Annotated in this window: 17 protein-coding genes, 7 tRNA genes, 3 rRNA genes and 2 pseudogenes; 22 read left to right on the forward strand and 7 right to left on the reverse strand. The window is 47.0% G+C overall.

What is annotated here, in order from left to right; genetic code table 11:
- Window positions 1-124: 124 nt before the first annotated feature.
- The 4 genes and pseudogenes from ICN40_RS00005 to ICN40_RS00020 form a co-directional block, all read right to left on the reverse strand.
- Window positions 125-939 (reverse strand): annotated as a pseudogene (locus ICN40_RS00005) (IS3 family transposase); the annotation flags it as partial.
- A gap of 69 nt (window positions 940-1,008) precedes the next feature.
- On the reverse strand, window positions 1,009-2,064 hold the full coding sequence (locus tag ICN40_RS00010; protein WP_216241195.1) for an HD domain-containing protein: 1,056 nt from the start codon (window positions 2,062-2,064) through the stop codon (window positions 1,009-1,011).
- Entirely contained in the window at window positions 2,061-3,653 is a 1,593-nt protein-coding gene (locus tag ICN40_RS00015; RefSeq protein ID WP_216241197.1) for an Arm DNA-binding domain-containing protein, read from the reverse strand. Before ICN40_RS00015 ends, ICN40_RS00010 begins: the two co-directional genes overlap by 4 nt.
- Window positions 3,646-3,879, reverse strand: coding sequence for a hypothetical protein (locus ICN40_RS00020; protein WP_071538486.1), 234 nt, complete (start codon window positions 3,877-3,879; stop codon window positions 3,646-3,648). The genes ICN40_RS00015 and ICN40_RS00020 overlap by 8 nt, the downstream gene beginning before the upstream one ends.
- A 156-nt stretch (window positions 3,880-4,035) precedes the next feature.
- Between ICN40_RS00020 and ICN40_RS00025 the strand changes: the two genes are divergently transcribed.
- Window positions 4,036-4,269 (forward strand): helix-turn-helix transcriptional regulator, encoded by a 234-nt coding sequence (locus ICN40_RS00025; protein ID WP_255539899.1) that lies wholly within the window; start codon window positions 4,036-4,038, stop codon window positions 4,267-4,269.
- 139 nt (window positions 4,270-4,408) lie between these two features.
- Here ICN40_RS00025 and ICN40_RS00030 read toward each other — a convergent pair.
- A tRNA-Arg gene (locus tag ICN40_RS00030) sits at window positions 4,409-4,484 on the reverse strand.
- A 104-nt stretch (window positions 4,485-4,588) separates the two neighbouring features.
- Here ICN40_RS00030 and ICN40_RS00035 point away from each other — a divergent pair.
- Complete coding sequence (locus tag ICN40_RS00035; RefSeq protein WP_255561055.1) at window positions 4,589-4,816, forward strand: hypothetical protein; 228 nt, start codon at window positions 4,589-4,591, stop codon at window positions 4,814-4,816.
- A gap of 52 nt (window positions 4,817-4,868) precedes the next feature.
- On the opposite strand, the gene rsmI is transcribed toward ICN40_RS00035, so the two are convergent.
- Window positions 4,869-5,762, reverse strand: a complete 894-nt coding sequence (gene rsmI, locus ICN40_RS00040) for a 16S rRNA (cytidine(1402)-2'-O)-methyltransferase (RefSeq protein WP_216241199.1) — start codon at window positions 5,760-5,762, stop codon at window positions 4,869-4,871.
- A gap of 104 nt (window positions 5,763-5,866) precedes the next feature.
- Here rsmI and ICN40_RS00045 point away from each other — a divergent pair, with 104 nt between their 5' ends.
- From ICN40_RS00045 to ICN40_RS00055, 3 genes are read left to right on the forward strand one after another with little or no spacing between them, the layout of a single operon-like run.
- Window positions 5,867-6,469 carry a phosphoheptose isomerase gene (locus ICN40_RS00045; protein WP_216241201.1) on the forward strand — a complete coding sequence of 201 codons (603 nt, stop codon included), beginning with the start codon at window positions 5,867-5,869 and terminating at the stop codon, window positions 6,467-6,469.
- A gap of 34 nt (window positions 6,470-6,503) precedes the next feature.
- On the forward strand, window positions 6,504-7,154 hold the full coding sequence (locus ICN40_RS00050) for a BON domain-containing protein (RefSeq protein WP_216241203.1): 651 nt from the start codon (window positions 6,504-6,506) through the stop codon (window positions 7,152-7,154).
- 18 nt (window positions 7,155-7,172) lie between these two features.
- A complete protein-coding gene (locus ICN40_RS00055) occupies window positions 7,173-7,526 on the forward strand; it encodes a c-type cytochrome (protein WP_216241205.1) in 354 nt (117 codons plus the stop codon).
- 9 nt (window positions 7,527-7,535) lie between these two features.
- Here ICN40_RS00055 and ICN40_RS00060 read toward each other — a convergent pair whose 3' ends face one another.
- On the reverse strand, window positions 7,536-8,192 hold the full coding sequence (locus tag ICN40_RS00060) for a GNAT family N-acetyltransferase (RefSeq protein WP_216241207.1): 657 nt from the start codon (window positions 8,190-8,192) through the stop codon (window positions 7,536-7,538).
- A gap of 484 nt (window positions 8,193-8,676) precedes the next feature.
- Here ICN40_RS00060 and ICN40_RS00065 point away from each other — a divergent pair.
- The 17 genes and pseudogenes from ICN40_RS00065 to rpoB all read left to right on the forward strand — a co-directional run bounded on the left by ICN40_RS00065 (window position 8,677) and on the right by rpoB (window position 23,413).
- A 16S ribosomal RNA gene (locus ICN40_RS00065) occupies window positions 8,677-10,209 on the forward strand.
- Window positions 10,210-10,267: 58 nt separating this feature from the next.
- Window positions 10,268-10,344 (forward strand) — tRNA-Ile (locus ICN40_RS00070).
- Between the two features lie 30 nt (window positions 10,345-10,374).
- Window positions 10,375-10,450, forward strand: a tRNA-Ala gene (locus ICN40_RS00075).
- Between the two features lie 267 nt (window positions 10,451-10,717).
- A 23S ribosomal RNA gene (locus ICN40_RS00080) occupies window positions 10,718-13,591 on the forward strand.
- Window positions 13,592-13,697: 106 nt separating this feature from the next.
- A 5S ribosomal RNA gene (gene rrf / locus ICN40_RS00085) occupies window positions 13,698-13,811 on the forward strand.
- Together the 16S, 23S and 5S rRNA genes with 5 tRNA genes alongside form the textbook arrangement of a ribosomal RNA operon.
- Before the next feature lie 105 nt (window positions 13,812-13,916).
- A tRNA-Tyr gene (locus ICN40_RS00090) sits at window positions 13,917-14,001 on the forward strand.
- Window positions 14,002-14,006: 5 nt separating this feature from the next.
- A tRNA-Gly gene (locus ICN40_RS00095) sits at window positions 14,007-14,080 on the forward strand.
- A 21-nt stretch (window positions 14,081-14,101) separates the two neighbouring features.
- Window positions 14,102-14,176, forward strand: a tRNA-Thr gene (locus ICN40_RS00100).
- Between the two features lie 64 nt (window positions 14,177-14,240).
- On the forward strand, window positions 14,241-15,431 hold the full coding sequence (gene tuf, locus ICN40_RS00105; RefSeq protein WP_071464430.1) for an elongation factor Tu: 1,191 nt from the start codon (window positions 14,241-14,243) through the stop codon (window positions 15,429-15,431).
- A 27-nt stretch (window positions 15,432-15,458) separates the two neighbouring features.
- Window positions 15,459-15,534 (forward strand) — tRNA-Trp (locus ICN40_RS00110).
- 20 nt (window positions 15,535-15,554) lie between these two features.
- Window positions 15,555-15,932, forward strand: coding sequence for a preprotein translocase subunit SecE (gene secE, locus ICN40_RS00115; RefSeq protein ID WP_215321267.1), 378 nt, complete (start codon window positions 15,555-15,557; stop codon window positions 15,930-15,932).
- A gap of 7 nt (window positions 15,933-15,939) precedes the next feature.
- Window positions 15,940-16,512, forward strand: a complete 573-nt coding sequence (gene nusG / locus ICN40_RS00120; protein ID WP_072582060.1) for a transcription termination/antitermination protein NusG — start codon at window positions 15,940-15,942, stop codon at window positions 16,510-16,512.
- 147 nt (window positions 16,513-16,659) lie between these two features.
- Complete coding sequence (rplK, locus tag ICN40_RS00125; RefSeq protein ID WP_068320088.1) at window positions 16,660-17,091, forward strand: 50S ribosomal protein L11; 432 nt, start codon at window positions 16,660-16,662, stop codon at window positions 17,089-17,091.
- 2 nt (window positions 17,092-17,093) lie between these two features.
- Window positions 17,094-17,795 (forward strand): 50S ribosomal protein L1, encoded by a 702-nt coding sequence (gene rplA, locus ICN40_RS00130; RefSeq protein ID WP_071464433.1) that lies wholly within the window; start codon window positions 17,094-17,096, stop codon window positions 17,793-17,795.
- A 238-nt stretch (window positions 17,796-18,033) separates the two neighbouring features.
- A pseudogene (gene rplJ / locus ICN40_RS00135) lies at window positions 18,034-18,552 on the forward strand (50S ribosomal protein L10); the annotation flags it as partial.
- A 159-nt stretch (window positions 18,553-18,711) separates the two neighbouring features.
- Entirely contained in the window at window positions 18,712-19,086 is a 375-nt protein-coding gene (gene rplL / locus ICN40_RS00140) for a 50S ribosomal protein L7/L12 (RefSeq protein ID WP_011901893.1), read from the forward strand.
- A gap of 226 nt (window positions 19,087-19,312) precedes the next feature.
- Entirely contained in the window at window positions 19,313-23,413 is a 4,101-nt protein-coding gene (rpoB, locus tag ICN40_RS00145) for a DNA-directed RNA polymerase subunit beta (RefSeq protein WP_216241209.1), read from the forward strand.

Here is a 23,413-nt window from a genome sequence, read left to right on the forward strand (position 1 = left end):
CCTGATTTATTTGTGGAAGTGACCGTTTGGGTATAGACAAGTAGTAAGTTTGATTTTTTTAACTGCAAATTGCAGTTACGGTATGGCTTTGCCTATCGCTGGAAAAAGTTCTTGCATTTAGTACGTTATCACAGCGTATCTTGAGGGGCTTTCCACGCCACTCAATCACTTGATCGAGTGAGCGAACCACTCTGGCTGCTGGCATAGAAAAATCAATATCGATGGCTAAGGCTTCCCGATTAAAGTCATCAATCACATTAAATAAGCGGATAGATCTGCCGTCGTGCAACTGGTCATGCATGAAGTCGATTGACCAGGTTTGATTGATGCCTTCAGGTACTACCAATGGCACAGGCTTCTCGCGTATCAAGCGTTTATGGGGCTTGATGCGTAAGTTAAGCTCTAACTCCCGGTAGATGCGATAGACCCGCTTATGGTTCCAGGTAAAGCCTTTGACGTTACGTAAGTACAAGAAGCAAAGCCCAAAACCCCAGTTCCGTTGATTTTGGGTGAGGCGTACCAGCCAATCGGCAATGAGGGCATTGTCGGTCGATAGCTTCGGGTGATAGCGATAGCAAGTCTGACTAATGACAAAGGTATCGCAAGCTAAACGGATACTCATTCGGCCACTGTGAACTTGTTGGCTGGCCATCTCGCGCCTACGAGATGGCCGAGTTACTTTTTTTGTAAGACTTCTTTAAGGACATCAGCTTGGAGCTGAACCTCCGCATACATCTTCTTTAAGCGGGCGTTCTCAGCTTCAAGTTCTTTAACGCGAGACATTAGTGAGGCATCCATACCGCCATACTTGGCGCGCCACTTGTAAAAGCTAGCAATGCTAATGCCGTGTTCACGGCATAGCTCTGGGGCTGGCATGCCAGCCTCGGCTTGCTTGAGGATGCCCATGATTTGGCTATCGGTAAAGCGGGAGGTTTTCATAGAATTTCCTTTAAATCAAACAACTTAGAAATTCTACTTTTAAGCCAGGTTAAGGGGTGGGGGTATTACCTACTCATACCGAAAATTTACCCCTTTTCCATTTTTGGACTCAGGCGCAATCCCAAATGAGCACCCAGGACGATGAGCTGCGGCATAAACATTGGCTGCTGCCGAAGCGACATCTGCTTGCTGAACGATTAAGTGCTCTAGCATCTGCGGTTTTCTCGTATCTGGCATTGTTGAATTTGGATGGGGCTCTAGTAGGTGCCGCAAATGATCAAAAGTCATTTCTGGATATAGGGGCACATGTCTGGCTTGGGCCTTAATCACCAGATGCAATCCGTTAAGCTTATGGCCGTGTAGAAAGGCAGAAGGCGTTAACTTAAATTCTCGGTCTCCAGCCTTGCAGGGCTGATATTCATCCGCCTTGCCAACGTCATGCAGCCATCCATAGATGAGGGCAAGCTCTAAATTGGCGGTTTGGTATCTGGCGATATTGTCTGAAATGAAGTTGACCACCTCTAAGGTGTGCTCCAAATTGCCGTTGAGATGGCTGTGATGGTGACCTACTGAGCTTGGCCCAGTACAAAAGCGCTTAAAAAAGTCCCCTTCAAAACAAATGGCGTTGAGTAAATGCTGGTTTTTATCGTCCAGTTGCTCCCAGGCCTGTATTGCTCTGCTCAAAATATCTTTATTGATGAACCAATTAGGAGGGGCGGTTTCAAAAAGGTTGTAGCTCGTATCGGGGCGATCAAGGCGGCACAGTCGAATAATTTGCAGGTGACCATCTATTGAGACTGGTTTAATTCCCTTATAAGCAATGGTGACCAAACCATTGCAGGTGAGCTGGTCGTACCTTTGCCGGGCGAACCACTCGACCGCAATATGCACCCCTTGGGCATAAAGCACTGCTTGGTGGCGATATTCATTAGTGGCACTATTGGGCGCTATGGTGATTTTGACGATACGCATGACCCTGGGCAGAAGTGAGGCATCCGTAAACGTGATCTGATTTTGGAGACCCTGAACATCATAGGTTTGTATGGGGGTTGGTATCAGCGATGATGAAACATCATCCAGCCGATGGTATTTTTTAGGTTGCTCGGGCAGGCTTGGCAGCTTCATAAAAGGTCTCCCGCTGGGTGATCTGAGGGTAGGGTTGGGTCAGCTTTAGGGGGCATAGAAAGACCGGAATGTTTGGCAATTTCTAGCCAAGGGTTGGCGATGAGCGCAGCATCGGTACTTGGATTTAGCCGGGTTTTGGGTGGCTGATTTGGCAAATTCACAGGGGCAGAAAGAGGTAGCTTGGGCTGGTTTATTGGCTGAGGCTCGGGTAATTGTGTTGCTTGCTCAATTTCTTTAGTTGCCCGACTCTGAGTTTTCGGCAAACGGTTCACTCCAATGCTGTTTGGATTTATGCCTGAGTGGTTACTTACTTCATTTACTACATCAGGGTTAATAATGGGATGCGGTTGGTCTTGCATCTGCGCTGCCATGAGTCTTTCAAAGGCACTTCCGTCCTGGCGCGTTAAGTTTGGAATGAATCGGGAGTACACCCGAAAGAGCATCTCTGTGGTGGTGTGTCCCATTTGCCGAGCTATCCATTCGGGCGCCTCGCCAGAAGCCAACATGAGGGTGGCATAGGTATGGCGAGTTTGATACGGCACTCTTTTTTTCAGGCCCAATAATCTCAATAGCGGATACCAAACTCGCTTAGAAATATTGCGATGAGAAATGGGCGTTCCCGCGCTGGTTGCAAAAACATAGACGCCCTGCCCGGTCACTTTGTGTTGCGCCAAAAGCGCATCAAAGACCATCTGAGACATTTGGATGTCGCGCTCAGATTCTCCGGTTTTGGGAGTTTCCTCGTAATCGTTAACAATCGTCTCTTTTATGGAAATCGTGCGGCGCTCAAAATCGACGTACTGCCATTTGAGGCCATCGATCTCACCAGTACGGGTCCCCGTAAAGAAGCGAACGATATAGTAATTGCGAAAGTCAGCTCGAACTGTGCGAAGAATGTCTTGGACTTCTTGTATCGTGAACGGCTGCACATCGGTCTTGCCCACTCTTAAAGGTTTGATATTGATAAAGGCCGGGGCAAATTCATAGCGGTCGGCAGCCTCTGTCAATATCATCCGCAGCGGGGTCATGATGTGGTTAATACGTGAAGCAGAAAGGCTCTCTTTGTTCTTAATTCCGGGTAACTTTGCTAAAGAGGAGCGAAAAGCCAGAATGTCGCCCTTTTTGATCTCGTTTACGGGTCTAGGGCCAAATTGAGGAATCAGGGAGCTATCTAGAACACCGCGGGTAGTCGTTCTATGCGAACGCTTCCACCCTACTTCCATCTCTGAATACCACTGATTGGCAAAGTCGGAAAATAAAGGACCGTTAGCCTGAACTTGCGCAGGGAGGGCTGAAATGGGGGCTGGTTGAGTCTTAAAATATGGGTCGATCCCTACTGGCATTGGTTCTGGAGGCGATCCGTTTTCAAGTAATTCAATAGCCAGCAACTGTTTGCTGCTTGGAAAGTAGTCTCTATAGGAAAAGGTATGGCTTTTAATCTTGCCTAGGATTTCATCTAAGACCTTTTGCATCTTTTTGCGATTGGGCTTGGAGTCCTCTAATAGAGACTGCTCGCGGCACCGTACCTTGAGGTATTGAAAGTCAAAGTACAGCAACCCCGTTTCTTTTCTTACGCGGATATTAGGCATAAAGGGCATCTCCTTGAGTCATTGGAATCGCCGAGATTGCAGCCATGGCTTTAAACATGTCTTGCTCCACGTTCTCCCAGATGTAGAGAATCTTGCGACCCCCAAATGGGCGGAAATAGTGGCGACCCTCTAATAAGACAGAATCCTTGAGTTGATCCCGAATCGTGCGGGGGTCATATTTGATGCGAGCCGATAGCTCTTCGGTTGTTAGGTAGGTATTGTTCATGGCGGTAAAACTCCTTTAAAATCATTACAATCAAATGATCATTTTGTAGTCATGAAGACTAAAAGTGATCTTCTGTAGATCATTATATACCTATTATGATCTATTGCAAGTATTTTTGTATCATTTAAGCTACATAATGACCTTTAGGAGATTATTTTGCGCATTTATCTGGCTCGGATGCTTGGAGAGCACAAGAAGAAGATCTCGGATGTAGTGAGAGATACTGGTGTGAACCGGGGCACGCTTACGCGCATGTATTACGAGAAGGTGGAGCGAATTGAGCTAGAGGTGCTCGATATCTTGTGTGAGTATTTTGGTTGCAAGATCACTGATTTGCTAGAACCCCAGAAGCCAGGGACTAAAAATGACACAGAGACTGAACTAGGCTAGCACTCAACAGCGATTCTGTGCCAAATTATCTGTCACAGAGTTGGGCACAGATTTGTCACACAGACAAAAGAAAAGATGAGTGAAAAGGCATCAAATCCCATTAACCTCAATAGAATCAAGGCTTATCGCTATGGCTTTATGGTGCGCCCGGCAGGAATCGAACCTGCGACCCTTGGCTTCGGAGGCCAATACTCTATCCACTGAGCTACGGGCGCTAGTGGAAAAACTGGTTACCCCTCTATTGTAAGTGTCTATAACCCTTCTCTCTAGTTATAATCTCGACAAAACAACCCTGAAACCCGTCAAACGATAAATTCTTATGAGCAACGAGCACGGAAGTCTAATTAAGTCCCCAAAACAACTCATCATCATGGTGTTCGCAAGTTTTTTCGTGCCACTCATCATCATTTTGTTGTTAATGGTGTTTGTGAACAATGGCAAGCGCGCAGATTCATCTGCATCTGCTGATCAAATTATTAAGCCAGTGGCGCAATTGAATTTTAAAGATGCTAGTGAGCCTGCAGCTCCTGCAGCTAGCACCAAATAAGTCCTCGGCGCATATTGAAGAGCTGGCCTTGTGCCAGCTTTTTTATTTTCATTTATTCACTCTTTGCATCTAAGGCAACTTGATAGGCTTCTTTTTTTGTGAGGCCTAAAGTTTGCGAAAGAACGGCAGCAATTTCTTTGCTCCCCATATAAGGGCTCAGCGCATTAGCCCACAACAAGAGAGCTGAATGCTCTGGAGTCTCATCGCTATTGGCTGATCGCCCTGCAACCACGATGACAAATTCACCCTTAAGGCTCTGTGCCACCTCTAGCCAGTGAGTAACGTCTTGCGCTTGAAGTGGCACTAGTTGCTCAAATTTTTTGGTTAACTCACGGCAGACTAAAAGCTGACGATCAGCCTCTAAATTTTTTGCAAGCAATGCAAGCGTTTCTTTAATGTGGTGCGGAGACTCGAAAAAGATGCTTGCCTTTTTGCTGATGGAGATATCGTGCAGCAGTGCATCACGCTCTTTAGTTTTATTGGGCCAAAAACCTAAAAACTGAAAGCGTCCTTCCGAGTGATGCATCACTGAGCCGGCTGCTGAGATGGCGCTTGATACAGCGCTTGCGCCCGGAATGGGAATTACTCTTAGCCCTGCTTTTTGAACCTCATTTACCAGCTTTGCCCCTGGGTCCGAGACTCCAGGGGTTCCGGCATCTGAAATATAGGCCCAGCGCTCATTATTTAAGAGGTGTTGTATGACTGTTTGAGCGCCGCCAATTTCATTGTGTTCGTGCAACGCTAAACATTTTTTATGAATGCCAAATTGTTGGAGTAATGCCGCGCTATGTCTAGTGTCCTCACAGGCGATCCCATCGACTGAATTGAGAACATGCAGGGCCCGCAAAGTAATGTCACCCAAATTGCCGATAGGTGTCGCAACCATGTACAAAGCCCCAGCAGGCAAGTCCTGCTGCTTTAAAAAATCGAAAGAGCTAAATTCCATGGGGGTTGCCTGCAAAAAGTTAAACAATTAGTAAGAGGATACGTTGCTTTTGGGATAAGCTGATTGCTACTGAGATTAGGACATCTTTGGCGCATAATATTGTTATGGAAAAAGATATCAACGAACGTTTGCGTCAGCGTGCCTCCCAGCATTTTCTGGATAGCATTGCCGTAAAACAAGAGGCTGAAAAACTGCTCCCCGAATCTGTTGCTAGGGGCGTACTGGCGATGGTGGATTGTTTGCGTACCGGCGGTAAGATCATGGCCTGTGGCAATGGCGGTTCTGCAGCCGATGCGCAGCACTTTGCAGCAGAGCTCGTTGGTCGTTTTGAAAGGGAGCGCCAAGAGTTGGCTGCAATTGCTTTGACGACCGACACTTCAATTCTTACGGCCATTGGAAATGACTATAGCTACGATGAGATTTTTAGTAAGCAAGTTCGCGGTCTCGGGAAAAAAGGTGACATTCTGTTGGGTATCTCAACCTCAGGGAATTCAAAAAACGTGATTAAAGCCATTGAGGCTGCCAAAAATCTTGGTATGAAAATCATCGCATTCACTGGTAATGGTGGTGGCAAGATTGCACAACTATTAGATAAAGATGATGTTCACTTGTGTGCGCCATCTACGCGAACCGCTCGCATTCAAGAAACACATTTGGTTTTGCTGCATGCCTTATGCGATGGCGTAGATCACGTGTTACTCGACTAAAAATCATTATTACTTCAATACAGAAATTACCTAAATGAAAATCTCATTCTTTAGAAGACTGTTTCTCGTCACCCTCATTGCCTCACAACTTTCAGCATGCGCGGTAGTTGCTGTTGGTGGGGTAGTGGCCGGAGTAACAGTGCTCGCAGATCGTCGCACGCCAGGCGTGCAAGCTACTGATAAAGGCATTGAGTTGGAGGCAGAGAATGCGCTAGCAAAGCGATTTGGTGATAACGCGCACATTAACGTGACTTCGTTTAATCAAAAAGTATTGATCACTGGCGAAGTGAAAGATGCTGATATTAAGGGTGAGGCAGGCGCTTATGTAAAAGCGATGAAGAATGCCCGTTCTGTCTTTAATGAGCTGGTCATTGGCCCAAACAGTAGCTACACATCACGCGCAAACGATTCTTATCTCGAGTCTAAGATCAAAACACAAATGATCTTTACTGATAAATTGCCATCAAACTCCATGGCTATTGTGGCTGAAGGTAGCAACGTATATCTTATGGGTATTTTGACGCAAAACGAAGCCGATATTGCAAAGAAAGTTGCGAGCAATATCAATGGCGTTAAAGAGGTTTTTGTTTACTTTGACATTATTTCTGAAGAAGAAAAAATGCGCTTAGAAGCTATAGGCAAAGCAGATCAAACTCAAGCAAGCAGTCCTTCAAAATTTCAATAATTTTTTCGTAGGTTGGTGATGTTTAAAAAGCGAGCGATTGTAAAAATAGTTTTTTTATTTACAGTGCTCGCTTATTTCTTGCCTACTGCGCAAGCCAATATTCAAGACGAGAATGCATTCGCACTTGCAAAACAAAATGCTTGCTTGGGCTGCCATGCAATCAATAAAAAAATTGTTGGTCCTAGTTTTCAAGCGGTGGCAGAAAAATATAAGAGCGACCCCAATGCTCTAGCATTTTTAAAAAATAAAATTGCTAGAGGGGGGTCAGGTTCTTGGGGCGTTGTGCCTATGCCGGCCAACTCAAAATTGAGTGATGCAGATTTATCTACATTAACTAGTTGGATATTGCGTGGCGCACCCAACAAAAATTAAGGCTAGAAGTTAAGGCGTTAGACCGGGTCTTCCTAAGAGCCACCACCAGGCCTGATTAGAGCGTTTGAGGTTTTCTTTTAGGGCGTAGTCCATGCCAGCCCACTGCGCATTGGCAGCCTCTTCCACAATAGTTGCGGGATTTGCCGGGGGCAACTTAAGGCAAGCATCAGCATCGCCATAGGCGTATTCAACGGTCATCCCTGCCTTTTGAGCCAAATGCATCATGGCTTTGTTATTGGCAAGACAATGAACGTAAAGGGTTTCAATGTTTGTATTGCGTGAGTGAACGGCTGAGCGTTGTAACAACGCTGTGCCCAGGCCCTGGGAGCGCCCTTCTGGTAACACAGACACACCAAATTCAGCAGCTCGCGCCTCACCCTTATGCTCAGGCAAATAGGCTAGATGGGCCATACCAACTAGCTTCAGATCTAAATTGAAAACACCAAAAATGACATCCCGATTGAAATCAAGACCCTCTACATAGTGACGAATCACCTCATCAGGAGTCTGGGTGCCAAACCGTAGCCGCCTATCTTCATCATTTAGTTGTAGTAAATGATTCAATATTTCCTGTCTATATCCAGCGTGAAGTTCGCGAACGGGTACAGCCTGTCGAGCCATATAAGGGCTTGAAGGTAAGTGACTATTCGCTAATTTATTGTGCATAGCAATATTTTAGCAGGGATAGCTAAAAATTACAGGGTTTTCCCTAAGTTTGTTGCAAATAGGCCAAATCAGCGTCAAAAAACAGCGTAATTTTTGGTTTGTTTAGGGCTAAACCTTAAAAAATAGGAAATTTCGAAAAAAAGTTGAAATTTTTTTCGAAATATAACCCATTGTTTTAATTGACTATATTTTTAAAGTAAGAAAAAACTTAGCCTTTTTTAAGTAAAAGAGTACGAAAGGTGTTGACGACCCTAAAAATGTGGGATATAGTCTCACCTCTCTGCTGAATGTTTTACGAAATACGAAAAACAAGTCAGCCCTCTTTAAAAATTAGTCAACCGATAATTGTGGGTACTAAGTGAAAGCATCCAGTCCTTCGGGACAGATGTAAATAAATAGTACTCATAGACAGTAAAAAGATTTGGTTTTATTACCAAGTCAATTTCTTGAATGAGTGCGACGATCCGCAAGGATCACAGGAATTGAACTGAAGAGTTTGATCCTGGCTCAGATTGAACGCTGGCGGCATGCCTTACACATGCAAGTCGAACGGCAGCACGGGTGCTTGCACCTGGTGGCGAGTGGCGAACGGGTGAGTAATACATCGGAACGTACCTTATCGTGGGGGATAACGCAGCGAAAGCTGTGCTAATACCGCATACGCCCTGAGGGGGAAAGCGGGGGATCGAAAGACCTCGCGCGATTAGAGCGGCCGATGCCTGATTAGCTTGTTGGTGGGGTAAAAGCCCACCAAGGCGACGATCAGTAGCTGGTCTGAGAGGACGATCAGCCACACTGGGACTGAGACACGGCCCAGACTCCTACGGGAGGCAGCAGTGGGGAATTTTGGACAATGGGGGAAACCCTGATCCAGCAATGCCGCGTGAGTGAAGAAGGCCTTCGGGTTGTAAAGCTCTTTTGTCAGGGAAGAAACACCGGCTCTAACACAGTCCGGGAATGACGGTACCTGAAGAATAAGCACCGGCTAACTACGTGCCAGCAGCCGCGGTAATACGTAGGGTGCGAGCGTTAATCGGAATTACTGGGCGTAAAGCGTGCGCAGGCGGTTATACAAGACAGGCGTGAAATCCCCGGGCTTAACCTGGGAATGGCGCCTGTGACTGTATAGCTAGAGTGTGTCAGAGGGGGGTAGAATTCCACGTGTAGCAGTGAAATGCGTAGATATGTGGAGGAATACCAATGGCGAAGGCAGCCCCCTGGGATAACACTGACGCTCATGCACGAAAGCGTGGGGAGCAAACAGGATTAGATACCCTGGTAGTCCACGCCCTAAACGATGCTGACTAGTTGTTCGGGATTTACATCCTGAGTAACGTAGCTAACGCGTGAAGTCAGCCGCCTGGGGAGTACGGTCGCAAGATTAAAACTCAAAGGAATTGACGGGGACCCGCACAAGCGGTGGATGATGTGGATTAATTCGATGCAACGCGAAAAACCTTACCTACCCTTGACATGTCACTAACGAAGTAGAGATACATTAGGTGCTCGTAAGAGAAAGTGAACACAGGTGCTGCATGGCTGTCGTCAGCTCGTGTCGTGAGATGTTGGGTTAAGTCCCGCAACGAGCGCAACCCTTGTCTTTAGTTGCTACGCAAGAGCACTCTAAAGAGACTGCCGGTGACAAACCGGAGGAAGGTGGGGATGACGTCAAGTCCTCATGGCCCTTATGGGTAGGGCTTCACACGTCATACAATGGTGCATACAGAGGGTTGCCAACCCGCGAGGGGGAGCTAATCTCAGAAAATGCATCGTAGTCCGGATCGTAGTCTGCAACTCGACTACGTGAAGCTGGAATCGCTAGTAATCGCGGATCAGAATGTCGCGGTGAATACGTTCCCGGGTCTTGTACACACCGCCCGTCATACCATGGGAGTGGGTTTTGCCAGAAGCCGTTAGCCTAACCGCAAGGAGGGCGACTGCCACGGCAGGGTTCATGACTGGGGTAAAGTCGTAACAAGGTAGCCGTATCGGAAGGTGCGGCTGGATCACCTCCTTTCTAGAGAAAAGATGCTGAATCCTAGTACCCACACTTATCGGTTGACAATAAAAGCCACGGGTCTGTAGCTCAGCTGGTTAGAGCACTGTGTTGATAACGCAGGGGTCGTAGGTTCAAGTCCTACCAGACCCACCACCAGCCAGAAACAAGACTTAGTGGGACGTTGGGGGATTAGCTCAGCTGGGAGAGCACCTGCTTTGCAAGCAGGGGGTCGTCGGTTCGATCCCGTCATCCTCCACCATCATCTAAATGTCAAAACTAAGCGATTAAACAATTGTTTAGTTTTGCCATTTATGGCTGTTCTTTAAAAATTTGAGTAAGCAAAGTGTCAAATGTTTCTTTGAGAGGACATTTGACAATGTAATAAGGGTAAAGATTGAATCATCAATCAGTAATACAAACGAGTTTTACCAAGTTCTTAACAAAGTACTTATAGTTTGGATTACGGCAAACATGTCAGAAGTAGAAGTAAACCTGTAACAGGTACTAGCAATGGTGCTCGTTATAGGATCAAGTGAATAAGTGCACATGATGGATGCCTTGGCGATTACAGGCGACGAAAGACGTTATAACCTGCGATAAGCCCCGGGGAGCTGGTAAATAAGCTTTGATCCGGGGATTTCTGAATGGGGAAACCCACCACTTTTGTGGTATCCATACCTGAATACATAGGGTATGAGAAGCGAACCTTGTGAACTGAAACATCTAAGTAGCAAGAGGAAAAGACATCAACCGAGATTCCCAGAGTAGTGGCGAGCGAAATGGGAAGAGCCTTCTAGTGATATCTCAGTAATTAACAGAATGGAATGGAAAGTCCAACAATAAAGGGTGATAGTCCCGTATGTGAAAATTATTGAGTGGTACTAGGCTAGAGACAAGTAGGGCGGGACACGTGAAATCCTGTCTGAATATGGGGGGACCATCCTCCAAGGCTAAATACTCGTAATCGACCGATAGTGAACAAGTACCGTGAGGGAAAGGCGAAAAGAACCCCGGGAGGGGAGTGAAATAGATCCTGAAATTGTGTGCATACAAACAGTAGGAGCCTCGTAAGGGGTGACTGCGTACCTTTTGTATAATGGGTCAGCGACTTACATTCAGTAGCAAGCTTAACCGAATAGGGAAGGCGTAGCGAAAGCGAGTCCGAATAGGGCGCTAGTTGCTGGGTGTAGACCCGAAACCAGTTGATCTATCCATGGCCAGGTTGAAGGTGCGGTAACACGTACTGGAGGACCGAACCCACTAACGTTGAAAAGTTAGGGGATGAGCTGTGGATAGGGGTGAAAGGCTAAACAAAACTGGAAATAGCTGGTTCTCTCCGAAAACTATTTAGGTAGTGCCTCGTGTATCACTGTAGGGGGTAGAGCACTGTCATGGTAGTGGGGTCCATTGCGGATTACTGCGCCATAGCAAACTCCGAATACCTACAAGTGCAAGCACGGGAGACAGACATCGGGTGCTAACGTCCGGTGTCAAGAGGGAAACAACCCAGACCGCCAGCTAAGGTCCCTAATATATGCTAAGTGGGAAACGAAGTGGGAAGGCTAAAACAGTCAGGAGGTTGGCTTAGAAGCAGCCATCCTTTAAAGAAAGCGTAATAGCTCACTGATCGAGTCGTCCTGCGCGGAAGATGTAACGGGGCTAAGCATATAACCGAAGCTGCGGATCACAGCAATGTGATGGTAGGAGAGCGTTCTGTAAGCCTGTGAAGGTGTCTTGTAAAGGATGCTGGAGGTATCAGAAGTGCGAATGCTGACATGAGTAGCGATAAAGGGGGTGAAAAGCCCCCTCGCCGTAAGCCCAAGGTTTCCTGTTCAACGTTCATCGGAACAGGGTGAGTCGGCCCCTAAGGCGAGGCAGAGATGCGTAGCTGATGGGAACAAGGTTAATATTCCTTGACCATTGTTAGATGCGATGGGGGGACGGATCGCGGAAAGTTGTCCGGGTGTTGGAAGTCCCGGTTCTTACGTTGGAGATGGCTATTAGGTAAATCCGGTAGCGTAATTCAAGGGCGTGAGACGAGCGAATTTATTCGCGAAGCAATTGGAAGTGGTTCCAAGAAAAGCCTCTAAGCTTCAGTCTAACAAGACCGTACCGCAAACCGACACAGGTGGGCGAGATGAGTATTCTAAGGCGCTTGAGAGAACTCAGGAGAAGGAACTCGGCAAATTTGTACCGTAACTTCGGGATAAGGTACGCCCTGGTAGTTTGACCCTGTACAAGGGGAGGACGAAAGGGTTGCAATAAAAAGGTGGCTGCGACTGTTTAATAAAAACACAGCACTCTGCAAACACGAAAGTGGACGTATAGGGTGTGACGCCTGCCCGGTGCTGGAAGATTAAATGATGGGGTGCAAGCTCTTGATTGAAGTCCCAGTAAACGGCGGCCGTAACTATAACGGTCCTAAGGTAGCGAAATTCCTTGTCGGGTAAGTTCCGACCTGCACGAATGGCGTAACGATGGCCACACTGTCTCCTCCTGAGACTCAGCGAAGTTGAAATGTTTGTGATGATGCAATCTACCCGTGGCTAGACGGAAAGACCCCATGAACCTTTACTGTAGCTTTGCATTGGACTTTGAATCGGTCTGTGTAGGATAGGTGGGAGGCGTTGATAACAGGATGCTAGTTCTGTTGGAGCCAACCTTGAAATACCACCCTGATTTATTTGAGGTTCTAACCTTGGCCCGTTATCCGGGTCGGGAACAGTGCATGGTAGGCAGTTTGACTGGGGCGGTCTCCTCCCAAAGTGTAACGGAGGAGTACGAAGGTACGCTTGGTACGGTCGGACATCGTACCTAAAGTGCAATGGCAAAAGCGTGCTTAACTGCGAGACCGACAAGTCGAGCAGGTGCGAAAGCAGGTCATAGTGATCCGGTGGTTCTGTATGGAAGGGCCATCGCTCAACGGATAAAAGGTACTCTGGGGATAACAGGCTGATACCGCCCAAGAGTTCATATCGACGGCGGTGTTTGGCACCTCGATGTCGGCTCATCTCATCCTGGGGCTGTAGCCGGTCCCAAGGGTATGGCTGTTCGCCATTTAAAGAGGTACGTGAGCTGGGTTTAAAACGTCGTGAGACAGTTTGGTCCCTATCTGCCATGGGCGTTGGAGATTTGACGGGGGCTGCTCCTAGTACGAGAGGACCGGAGTGGACATTCCGCTGGTGTACCTGTTGTTTCGCCAGAAGCATCGCAGGGTAGCTATGAATGGAAGAGATAACCGCTGAAAGCATCTAAGCGGGAAACTTGCCTGAAGATGAGATCTCCCGTAGGTTTAACCTACATAAAGGGTCGTTGAAGACCACAACGTTGATAGGTCGGGTGTGGAAGTGCAGTAATGCATTAAGCTAACCGATACTAATTGCCCGTTAGGCTTGATCCTATAACCAGCACTATTGTGTTGGATGTTTGCCAGATTTAATCTGCATCCTTATTACATGCTTACTCAAATAGAGTTGTTGATTTATTCAGCAACTCGACCCTCTACGCCCGGTGACCATAGCAAGTTGGAACCACTCCTTCCCATCCCGAACAGGACAGTGAAACGACTTTACGCCGATGATAGTGCGGATTACCCGTGTGAAAGTAGGTAACTGCCGGGCACCAATGCGACGCCCAGACCCTCTTAGGTCTGGGCGTTTTTACTTGTGCAAAGCGTTTAGAGATATTGACAGAAACTCCATTTGGAGTCAGAATATTGGGTTCGAGGAGGGGTGTCCGAGCGGCTAAAGGAGGCAGACTGTAAATCTGTTGGCTATGCCTACGTAGGTTCGAATCCTACCCCCTCCACCAGATGTGCGGGATTAGTTTAATGGTAAAACAGCAGATTTCCAATCTTCGGTCAAGAGTTCGATTCTCTTATCCCGCTCCAGAATTTGTTGCATTAGATTTCGCCCATGTGGCTCAGTGGTAGAGCACTCCCTTGGTAAGGGAGAGGTCGGCAGTTCGATCCTGCCCATGGGCACCATGTTTGATTTTATTAATTGTGTATTACGTGTTTGGTTTAAGAGTTAACTAAAGGCAGATTAAAAATGGCAAAAGAAAAATTCGAGCGGACAAAACCGCACGTAAACGTAGGCACCATCGGTCACGTTGACCACGGTAAAACTACATTGACAGCAGCAATTGCAACCGTGCTTTCTAAAGCATTCGGTGGCGAAGCTAAAGCATACGATCAGATCGATGCTGCTCCTGAAGAAAAAGCACGTGGTATTACGATTAATACTGCGCACGTTGAGTACGAGACAGCAAACCGTCACTACGCACACGTGGATTGCCCAGGACATGCTGACTACGTGAAGAACATGATTACTGGTGCTGCTCAGATGGACGGCGCTATTTTGGTTTGTTCTGCTGCTGACGGCCCAATGCCACAAACTCGTGAACACATCCTCTTGGCACGCCAAGTGGGTGTTCCTTACATCGTGGTGTTCTTGAACAAGTGCGACATGGTTGATGACGCTGAATTGTTAGAGCTCGTTGAAATGGAAGTTCGTGAGCTTTTATCTAAGTACAACTTCCCTGGCGATGACACACCAATCATCCAAGGTTCTGCTAAGTTAGCTTTAGAAGGCGACGAAGGCCCATTGGGTAAAGAAGCCATCATGAAATTGGCTGAAGCACTCGATACATACATCCCAACTCCAGAGCGTGCTGTTGACGGCGCGTTCTTGATGCCAGTAGAAGACGTGTTCTCTATCTCCGGTCGCGGTACTGTTGTTACAGGCCGTATCGAGCGCGGTATCGTTAAAGTAGGCGAAGAGATCGAAATCATCGGTATCAAGCCAACACTCAAGACCACTTGTACTGGTGTTGAAATGTTCCGTAAATTGCTCGACCAAGGTCAAGCAGGCGATAACGTTGGTATCTTGTTACGCGGTACAAAACGTGAAGAAGTTGAGCGCGGCCAAGTATTGGCTAAGCCAGGTTCAATCACCCCACATACTCACTTTACAGCCGAGGTGTACATCTTGGGTAAAGATGAAGGTGGTCGTCATACTCCATTCTTTAACAACTATCGTCCACAGTTTTACTTCCGCACAACGGACGTAACTGGTTCAATCGAGTTGCCAAAAGACAAAGAAATGGTCATGCCTGGCGATAACGTCACGATTACCGTAAAACTCATCGCGCCAATCGCGATGGAAGAAGGTTTACGTTTTGCGATCCGTGAAGGTGGCCGTACTGTTGGCGCCGGCGTGGTTGCAAAGATTTTGGCTTAAGTAGTAAGTTTTAATTAGTTTTTATAAAGGGGTGTAGCTCAATTGGCAGAGCGTTGGTCTCCAAAACCAAAGGTTGGGGGTTCGATGCCCTCCGCCCCTGCCACGATTTGAACTGAAAGCAAAATGTCTCATCAAACAGCAAGTCATACTGAAGAAAAAAGCGGCTGGGTCTCTGGACTAGCTGCTTTAGTCGTCGTTGCAGCGCTAGTCTTGTACTACACGCTGGTAGATCAATCTATGTTGATTCGTCTCGCTGTTTTGTTTGGTGGTATTGCTGCTGCAGTTTTAATTGTGGCGATTTCACCAGATGGGCGCCGTTTTATCGCCTACGCAAAAGATTCTTGGTATGAAGTAAAAAAGGTTGTTTGGCCAACTCGTAAAGAGACCACCCAAATGACTCTAGTCGTATTTGGCTTTGTTCTGATCATGTCCTTATTTTTATGGATTGCAGACAAATTGATTGAATGGCTAGTTTTTTCAGTCTTTTTGGGCTGGAAGTGAGTAAAAAATGATTGATTCTGAAGTAGCTACTAATCCACAGGCTATCGGCAATATGCGCTGGTACGTCATTCATGCTTATTCCGGAATGGAAAAGAGCGTGAAAAGAGGCCTTGAAGAGCGCATTGCTCGCTCTGGAATGCCTGAGAAATTTGGCCGTATTTTGGTCCCTTCCGAAGAGGTTGTGGAGATCAAGTCCGGCACCAAGTCAGTTTCTGAGCGCCGTTTCTTCCCAGGCTATGTCCTAATTGAGATGGAAATGACCGATGAGAGCTGGCATTTGGTGAAAAATACACCAAAAGTAACCGGTTTCGTAGGCGGCGTACGCAACCGCCCAAGCCCGATTTCCACTGCGGAAGTAGCAAAAATCATGGATCAAATGCAGGCTGGGGTGGATAAACCCAAGCCTAAGACCCTATTTGAAGTTGGCGAGATCGTGCGAGTTAAAGAAGGACCATTTGTTGATTTCAACGGAAATATCGAAGAAGTCAATTATGAGAAGTCAAGATTGCGCGTTTCTGTTACAATTTTCGGCCGCGGTACCCCAGTTGAGCTGGAGTTCGGCCAGGTAGAAAAGATGTAAAAACAAGGACTTAGTCCTGGTTTTAGTAGTTAGTAGTTAAGTGGTTAGCAATAACCGAGGAGCGGAGCTAGAAAGCCAAAAACTAGCGAAGCGTTTACTCAACGGCGGTCTTTCCTTATGAGGTTAGGCGCGCTTTAAGGAGCACACATGGCAAAGAAGATTATTGGCTTTATTAAGCTGCAGATCCCTGCAGGTAAAGCAAATCCATCACCACCCGTAGGTCCAGCATTGGGTCAACGCGGTCTTAACATTATGGAATTCTGTAAGGCGTTCAATGCTCAAACTCAGAGCATGGAACCAGGCCTTCCAATTCCAGTCGTGATTACAGCGTTTGCTGATAAGAGCTTCACATTCATCATGAAGACTCCTCCAGCAACCATCATGATTAAGAAGGCTGCGAAGATTGAAAAAGGATCACCACGTCCTCATACCGATAAAGTGGGTTCAATTACTCGTGCTCAAGCGGAAGAAATCGCTAAAGCAAAAATGCCAGATTTGACAGCAGCCGATATGGACGCAGCTGTTAGAACAATCGCTGGTAGCGCCCGTTCCATGGGCATCACTGTGGAAGGTCTCTAATCATGACTAAATTATCTAAACGCGTAAAAGCAATTCAATCTAAAGTTGATCGCAACAAGTTCTATTCATTAGATGACGCATTGAACCTCGTTAAAGAGTGTGCAACTGCTAAGTTTGATGAGTCTATTGACGTTGCTGTTCAGTTGGGTATTGATGCTAAGAAATCTGACCAAGTTGTGCGTGGCGCGGTAGTGCTCCCAGCTGGTACAGGTAAGCATGTTCGTGTAGCCGTTTTTGCTCAAGGCGAGAAGGCTGAACAAGCTAAAGCCGCTGGTGCAGAAATTGTTGGCATGGAAGAGCTTGCAGAACAAATTAAAGGCGGCAAAATTGATTTCGATATTTTGATCGCATCTCCAGACACAATGAAAATTGTTGGTACTTTAGGTCAAGTATTGGGCCCGCGTGGTTTGATGCCGAATCCAAAAGTTGGAACAGTGACTCCTGACGTTGCTACTGCAGTTAAAAATGCAAAAGCTGGTCAAGTTCAGTTCCGTGTGGACAAAGCCGGTATCGTGCACGCAAGCATTGGCCGTCGTTCATTCGAGCCGACTGCATTGAAATCAAACTTGCTCGCATTGCTCGAAGCTTTGAATAAAGCGAAGCCACCTGCATCTAAGGGTATTTATTTAAAGAAGGTTGCCGTAAGCAGCACTATGGGTGCAGGCGTACGCGTAGACCAAGCATCGTTACAGGCAGCAGCTTAATTAGCCTGTAACAAAAAAGAACTTTGGGTCGACTCCTGCTCTTCGAGTGAGAGTCGAACATCAAAGACCGTTGGTGAATGAGCTTGCTTTTATAGAGATGAATTCTTAATCGTTACGAAAGTAATAACCAGCGCAGATGGCGACCCTGAAAAGATTTTCACAAGAACCTTGTGAACAAATGATCAGACGCTGGTGTGTAACCCCAACTGGAAACAGTTGGTTTTTATGGAGTTAAACCGTGCCTTTGAATGTACAAGACAAAAAAGCGATTGTTGCTGATGTCGGCGCTCAATTGGCTGGAGCCCAAACTGTCGTGCTCGCTGAATACCGTGGTATTCCAGTAGAGCAGTTGACAAAGCTACGTGCTAGCGCACGTGACCAAGGTGTATATCTTCGCGTTTTGAAGAACACATTGGCACGCCGTGCTGCACAAGGCACTCAGTTTGAGCCTCTTGCTGATTCGATGGTTGGCCCCTTGATCTATGGCATCTCTGCTGATCCGATTGCTTCGGCAAAAGTATTGCAGAACTTTGCTAAGACTCAAGACAAGCTGGTCATTACTGCTGGCTTATATAACGGCAAGTTGTTGGACGTAGCGGGTGTTAAATCCCTCGCGTCTATTCCAAGCCGCGACGAGTTGTTATCTCAGTTGTTGGGCGTGATGTTGGCCCCAGTTTCTGCGATGGCTCGCGTATTGGGTGCAGTAGCAGCACAAAAGGCAGAAGGAGCACCCGCTCCTGTTGCAGCACCGGTAGCAGAAGTAGCAGCAGCCCCAGCAGAAGTAGTTGCTGAAGCCGCCGCTCCAGAAGCAAGTGCTGAGCCTGCAGCCGCAGCCCCAGAAGCTGGAACAGAAACACCTGAAACCCCTGCCGCTGAATAAGCGACAGATTAACTATTTAAGTATTAGGAGCTAAAAATGGCGATTACTAAAGAAGAAATCATTGATGCAGTAGGTAGCATGTCCGTTATGGATTTGAACGACTTGGTTAAAGCGTTCGAAGAGAAGTTTGGCGTATCAGCTGCGGCGATGGCTGTTGCTGGTCCTGCTGGTGCAGCTGGCGGCGCTGCTGCTGAAGAGCAAACAGAATTCACTGTTAACTTGCTCGAAGCTGGCGCAAACAAGGTTTCAGTAATTAAGGCAGTTCGCGAAATTACTGGTCTTGGCTTGAAAGAAGCTAAGGACTTGGTTGACGGTGCACCGAAGCCAATCAAAGAAGCTGTTGATAAGAAGACAGCTGAAGAAGCTAAGAAGAAGCTTGAAGAAGCTGGCGCCAAAGCAGAACTCAAGTAATACATACAATGCTGGCGCCTCTCAAAAAGGGGCGTTAGCCATGTTGGGTTTGACCTCTAGAGGTCAAACCCGATTTCATTTCTGATTGAAATCGGGTTTGCCTTCTGATACGACTGCAGAATGCAAGTTTGGTCGGACACTAAATCTATCGGTTTAGTGTTGTCCGCCAGTGATTGGTAGTGGCCAATCGCCAAATCTTTGTACAGTCGCTGAATTCGGAGATGAAATGAACTATAGCTTCACCGAACGCAAGCGAGTCCGTAAAAGCTTTGCTAAGCGAGTAAATAACCACCAGGTTCCGTACCTGATCGCAACGCAGCTGGAATCCTACGCTAAATTTTTACAGGCTGAAAAGCCAGCAATGTCTCGTCTTACTGAGGGACTTCAAGCTGCCTTTACATCAGCATTCCCAATTGTGTCTAACAACGGCTATGCACGTATGGAATACGTGTCTTACCAGTTATCACAGCCACCGTTTGACGTTAAAGAATGTCAACAACGTGGTTACACATACCACTCTGCCTTACGCGCAAAAGTTCGCTTGATTATTTATGATCGCGAAGCGCCTACTAAGGTTAAAGAGGTAAAAGAGAGCGAAGTCTACATGGGTGAAATTCCACTCATGACAGAAAATGGCTCTTTTGTGATCAATGGTACTGAGCGCGTGATCGTTTCTCAGTTGCACCGTTCCCCAGGCGTGTTCTTCGAACACGATAAGGGCAAGACACATAGCTCAGGTAAGTTGCTGTTCTCAGCACGCATCATTCCTTACCGTGGTTCATGGCTCGATTTCGAGTTTGATCCGAAAGACATTCTCTATTTCCGCGTTGACCGTCGTCGTAAGATGCCTGTCACCATTTTGCTCAAAGCAATTGGTTTAAACAACGAACAGATTCTTGCTAACTTCTTTAACTTTGACCATTTCTCATTGACAGCCAATGGCGGTTCAATGGAATTTGTACCAGAGCGTTTGCGTGGTCAGTTGGCTAGCTTTGATGTGCTCGATAAGAATGGCGTTGTTGTCATTCAAAAAGACAAGCGTATCAATGCAAAGCACATCCGCGAACTCGAAGCTGCTAAGACAAAAACTATCGCTGTACCAGATGACTATTTAATTGGTCGTGTAGTTGCACGCAATATTGTTGATCCTGATTCTGGTGAAATCTTGGCTTACGCTAATGATGAGATCACTGAAGAAGTATTGGCTACATTGCGCGATGCAGGTATTAAGCAATTAGAAACTATCTACACCAATGATTTAGATTCTGGTGCGTATATTTCACAGACATTGCGTACTGATGAAACAGCGGATCAAATGGCTGCTCGTATCGCCATCTACCGCATGATGCGTCCTGGTGAGCCTCCAACAGAAGATGCTGTTGAGGCCTTGTTCCAGCGCTTGTTCTACAACGAAGATACTTATGATTTGTCTCGCGTTGGCCGTATGAAGGTCAACAGCCGTTTGAACCGTCCAGAAATGGAAGGTCCAATGGTTCTGTCGAACGAAGATATTCTCGACACTATTAAGTCCCTCGTAGATTTGCGTAACGGCAAAGGCGAAGTAGACGATATCGATCACTTAGGTAATCGTCGCGTACGTTGCGTTGGCGAGTTGGCTGAAAACCAATTCCGTGCAGGTTTGTCACGTGTTGAGCGTGCGGTTAAAGAACGTCTCGGCCAAGCCGAAACAGAAAACCTCATGCCACATGACTTGATTAACAGCAAGCCAATCTCTTCTGCTATTCGTGAGTTCTTCGGTTCTTCACAGTTGTCCCAGTTTATGGACCAAACCAACCCACTTTCAGAGATCACGCACAAGCGTCGTATTTCTGCATTGGGACCTGGTGGTTTGACACGTGAGCGCGCAGGCTTTGAAGTGCGCGACGTGCATCCAACTCACTATGGACGTGTTTGCCCAATCGAAACTCCAGAAGGGCCAAATATTGGTTTGATCAACTCACTCGCGTTATTTGCGCGCTTGAATGAGCACGGTTTCTTAGAAACTCCATACCGTAAGGTTTCCAATAGCAAGGTAAGCGATGAAGTGGTTTACCTCTCTGCGATTGAGGAAGCTAAGTATGTGATTGCTCAGGCAAACGCAACGATTGACAAGGGTGGCAAGCTGGCCGATGAGTTAGTTTCTGCTCGTCAAGCTGGTGAGACCATGATGGTTAGTCCAGAGCGTATTGATTTCATCGACGTTGCTCCTAGCCAGATCGTTTCTGCTGCTGCTTCACTCGTTCCATTCTTAGAGCACGATGATGCGAACCGTGCGTTGATGGGTGCGAACATGCAGCGTCAAGCAGTTCCTTGCTTGCGTCCAGACAAGCCATTGGTTGGTACAGGTTTAGAGCGCATTGTTGCGGTTGACTCCGGCACTGTTATTTTGGCGTCCCGCGGCGGTATCGTTGATTATGTTGATGCTAACCGCGTCGTGATTCGTGTAAACGATGATGAGACTGCTGCTGGTGAAGTTGGTGTGGATATTTATAACCTCATCAAGTACACCCGTTCAAACCAAAATACCAACATTAACCAACGTCCTATCGTTCAAGCTGGTGATCGTGTTGTCCGCGGCGACGTAGTTGCTGATGGCGCATCTACCGATTTGGGCGAATTGGCTTTGGGTCAAAACATGACTGTGGCATTTATGCCATGGAACGGTTACAACTTCGAAGATTCAATCTTGATCTCTGAAAAAGTTGTTGCTGACGACCGCTACACCTCTATTCATATTGAAGAGTTGTCAGTGGTTGCACGTGATACCAAGCTGGGTTCAGAAGAAATTACTCGCGATATCTCCAATTTGGCAGAGTCACAACTCTCCCGTTTGGATGAAAGCGGTATTGTTTACATCGGTGCTGAAGTTGAAGCTGGCGACGTATTGGTTGGTAAAGTAACTCCAAAGGGCGAGACTACTCTCACTCCAGAAGAGAAGCTCCTACGCGCGATCTTCGGTGAAAAAGCATCTGATGTTAAAGATACTTCTTTGCGCGTTCCATCTGGAATGATCGGTACTGTTATTGATGTTCAGGTCTTCACCCGTGAAGGTATTGAGCGTGATGCACGTGCACAGTCAATTATCCAAGAAGAATTACAACGCTATCGTTTGGACTTGAACGACCAGTTGCGTATTGTTGAGGGCGATGCCTTCATGCGTTTAGAAAAACTGTTGATTGGTAAAGTTGCCAATGGTGGTCCTCAGAAATTAGCTAAAGGCACTAAGATTGACAAGGAATACCTTGCCAGCTTAGATAAATACCATTGGTTTGACGTTCGTCCAGCAGATGATGAAGTTGCCTCACAAGTTGAAGCGATTAAATCTTCTATTGAAGCGAAGCGTAAGCAATTTGATGAGGCTTTTGAAGAGAAGCGCACCAAGCTTACCCAGGGCGATGATTTACAGCCTGGCGTAACAAAGATGGTTAAGGTTTACTTGGCCGTTAAGCGTCGTTTACAGCCTGGTGACAAGATGGCCGGTCGTCACGGTAACAAGGGTGTGGTTTCTAAAATCGCCCCAGCAGAAGACATGCCATTTATGGCTGACGGACGCCCTGTTGACATCGTCTTGAACCCGTTGGGTGTTCCTTCCCGTATGAACGTTGGCCAGATCTTGGAAACCCACTTAGGTTGGGCTGCCCAAGGTATTGGTAAGCGTATCGACGAGATGGTTCGTGAGCACGCTAAGCAAACTGAATTACGTAAGTTCTTCAAGCAGCTTTATAACGAAACAGGTCGTGTTGAAGACATCGACAACTTCACTGATGAGCAGATCAATGTTTTGGCTGAGAATCTCCGCCAAGGCTTGCCATTTGCTACTCCAGTGTTTGACGGTGCTACTGAAGCTGAAATCGGACGCATGCTCGAGTTGGCGTATCCAGAAGATGTTGCTAAATCTTTGAAGATGACCCCTTCACGTCAGCAAATGATTTTGTGCGACGGCCGTACTGGCGATCAATTTGAGCGTCCAGTCACTGTTGGCGTAATGCACGTATTGAAACTCCACCATTTGGTCGATGACAAGATGCATGCACGTTCAACCGGGCCTTACTCTTTAGTAACGCAACAGCCATTGGGCGGTAAAGCTCAGTTCGGTGGTCAGCGCTTTGGTGAGATGGAAGTCTGGGCCCTCGAAGCATACGGTGCTTCATATGTCTTGCAGGAAATGCTGACAGTGAAGTCCGATGACGTCGCAGGCCGTACCAAGGTTTACGAAAACATCGTCAAGGGCGAGCACACGATTGATGCTGGCATGCCCGAATCCTTCAACGTGCTGGTAAAAGAAATCCGTTCGTTGGGTATTGACATTGACATGGAGCGCAACTGA

The sequence above is a fragment of the Polynucleobacter sp. Fuers-14 genome (assembly GCF_018882045.1).
In the GTDB taxonomy this organism is placed as follows: Bacteria; Pseudomonadota; Gammaproteobacteria; order Burkholderiales; family Burkholderiaceae; genus Polynucleobacter.

Excerpts from the sequence above, each read along its gene's own strand:
- rplK (WP_068320088.1), top strand. The coding sequence starts at position 16,660 with ATGGCAAAGAAGATTATTGGCTTTATTAAGCTGCAGATCCCTGCAGGT.
- rsmI (WP_216241199.1), bottom strand. The coding sequence starts at position 5,762 with ATGGAATTTAGCTCTTTCGATTTTTTAAAGCAGCAGGACTTGCCTGCT.
- ICN40_RS00020 (WP_071538486.1), bottom strand. The coding sequence starts at position 3,879 with ATGAACAATACCTACCTAACAACCGAAGAGCTATCGGCTCGCATCAAA.
- rpoB (WP_216241209.1), top strand. The coding sequence starts at position 19,313 with ATGAACTATAGCTTCACCGAACGCAAGCGAGTCCGTAAAAGCTTTGCT.
- rplL (WP_011901893.1), top strand. The coding sequence starts at position 18,712 with ATGGCGATTACTAAAGAAGAAATCATTGATGCAGTAGGTAGCATGTCC.
- ICN40_RS00050 (WP_216241203.1), top strand. The coding sequence starts at position 6,504 with ATGAAAATCTCATTCTTTAGAAGACTGTTTCTCGTCACCCTCATTGCC.
- nusG (WP_072582060.1), top strand. The coding sequence starts at position 15,940 with ATGATTGATTCTGAAGTAGCTACTAATCCACAGGCTATCGGCAATATG.
- ICN40_RS00055 (WP_216241205.1), top strand. The coding sequence starts at position 7,173 with ATGTTTAAAAAGCGAGCGATTGTAAAAATAGTTTTTTTATTTACAGTG.
- secE (WP_215321267.1), top strand. The coding sequence starts at position 15,555 with ATGTCTCATCAAACAGCAAGTCATACTGAAGAAAAAAGCGGCTGGGTC.
- ICN40_RS00015 (WP_216241197.1), bottom strand. The coding sequence starts at position 3,653 with ATGCCTAATATCCGCGTAAGAAAAGAAACGGGGTTGCTGTACTTTGAC.
- rplA (WP_071464433.1), top strand. The coding sequence starts at position 17,094 with ATGACTAAATTATCTAAACGCGTAAAAGCAATTCAATCTAAAGTTGAT.
- ICN40_RS00010 (WP_216241195.1), bottom strand. The coding sequence starts at position 2,064 with ATGAAGCTGCCAAGCCTGCCCGAGCAACCTAAAAAATACCATCGGCTG.
- ICN40_RS00060 (WP_216241207.1), bottom strand. The coding sequence starts at position 8,192 with ATGCACAATAAATTAGCGAATAGTCACTTACCTTCAAGCCCTTATATG.
- ICN40_RS00045 (WP_216241201.1), top strand. The coding sequence starts at position 5,867 with ATGGAAAAAGATATCAACGAACGTTTGCGTCAGCGTGCCTCCCAGCAT.
- tuf (WP_071464430.1), top strand. The coding sequence starts at position 14,241 with ATGGCAAAAGAAAAATTCGAGCGGACAAAACCGCACGTAAACGTAGGC.
- ICN40_RS00035 (WP_255561055.1), top strand. The coding sequence starts at position 4,589 with ATGAGCAACGAGCACGGAAGTCTAATTAAGTCCCCAAAACAACTCATC.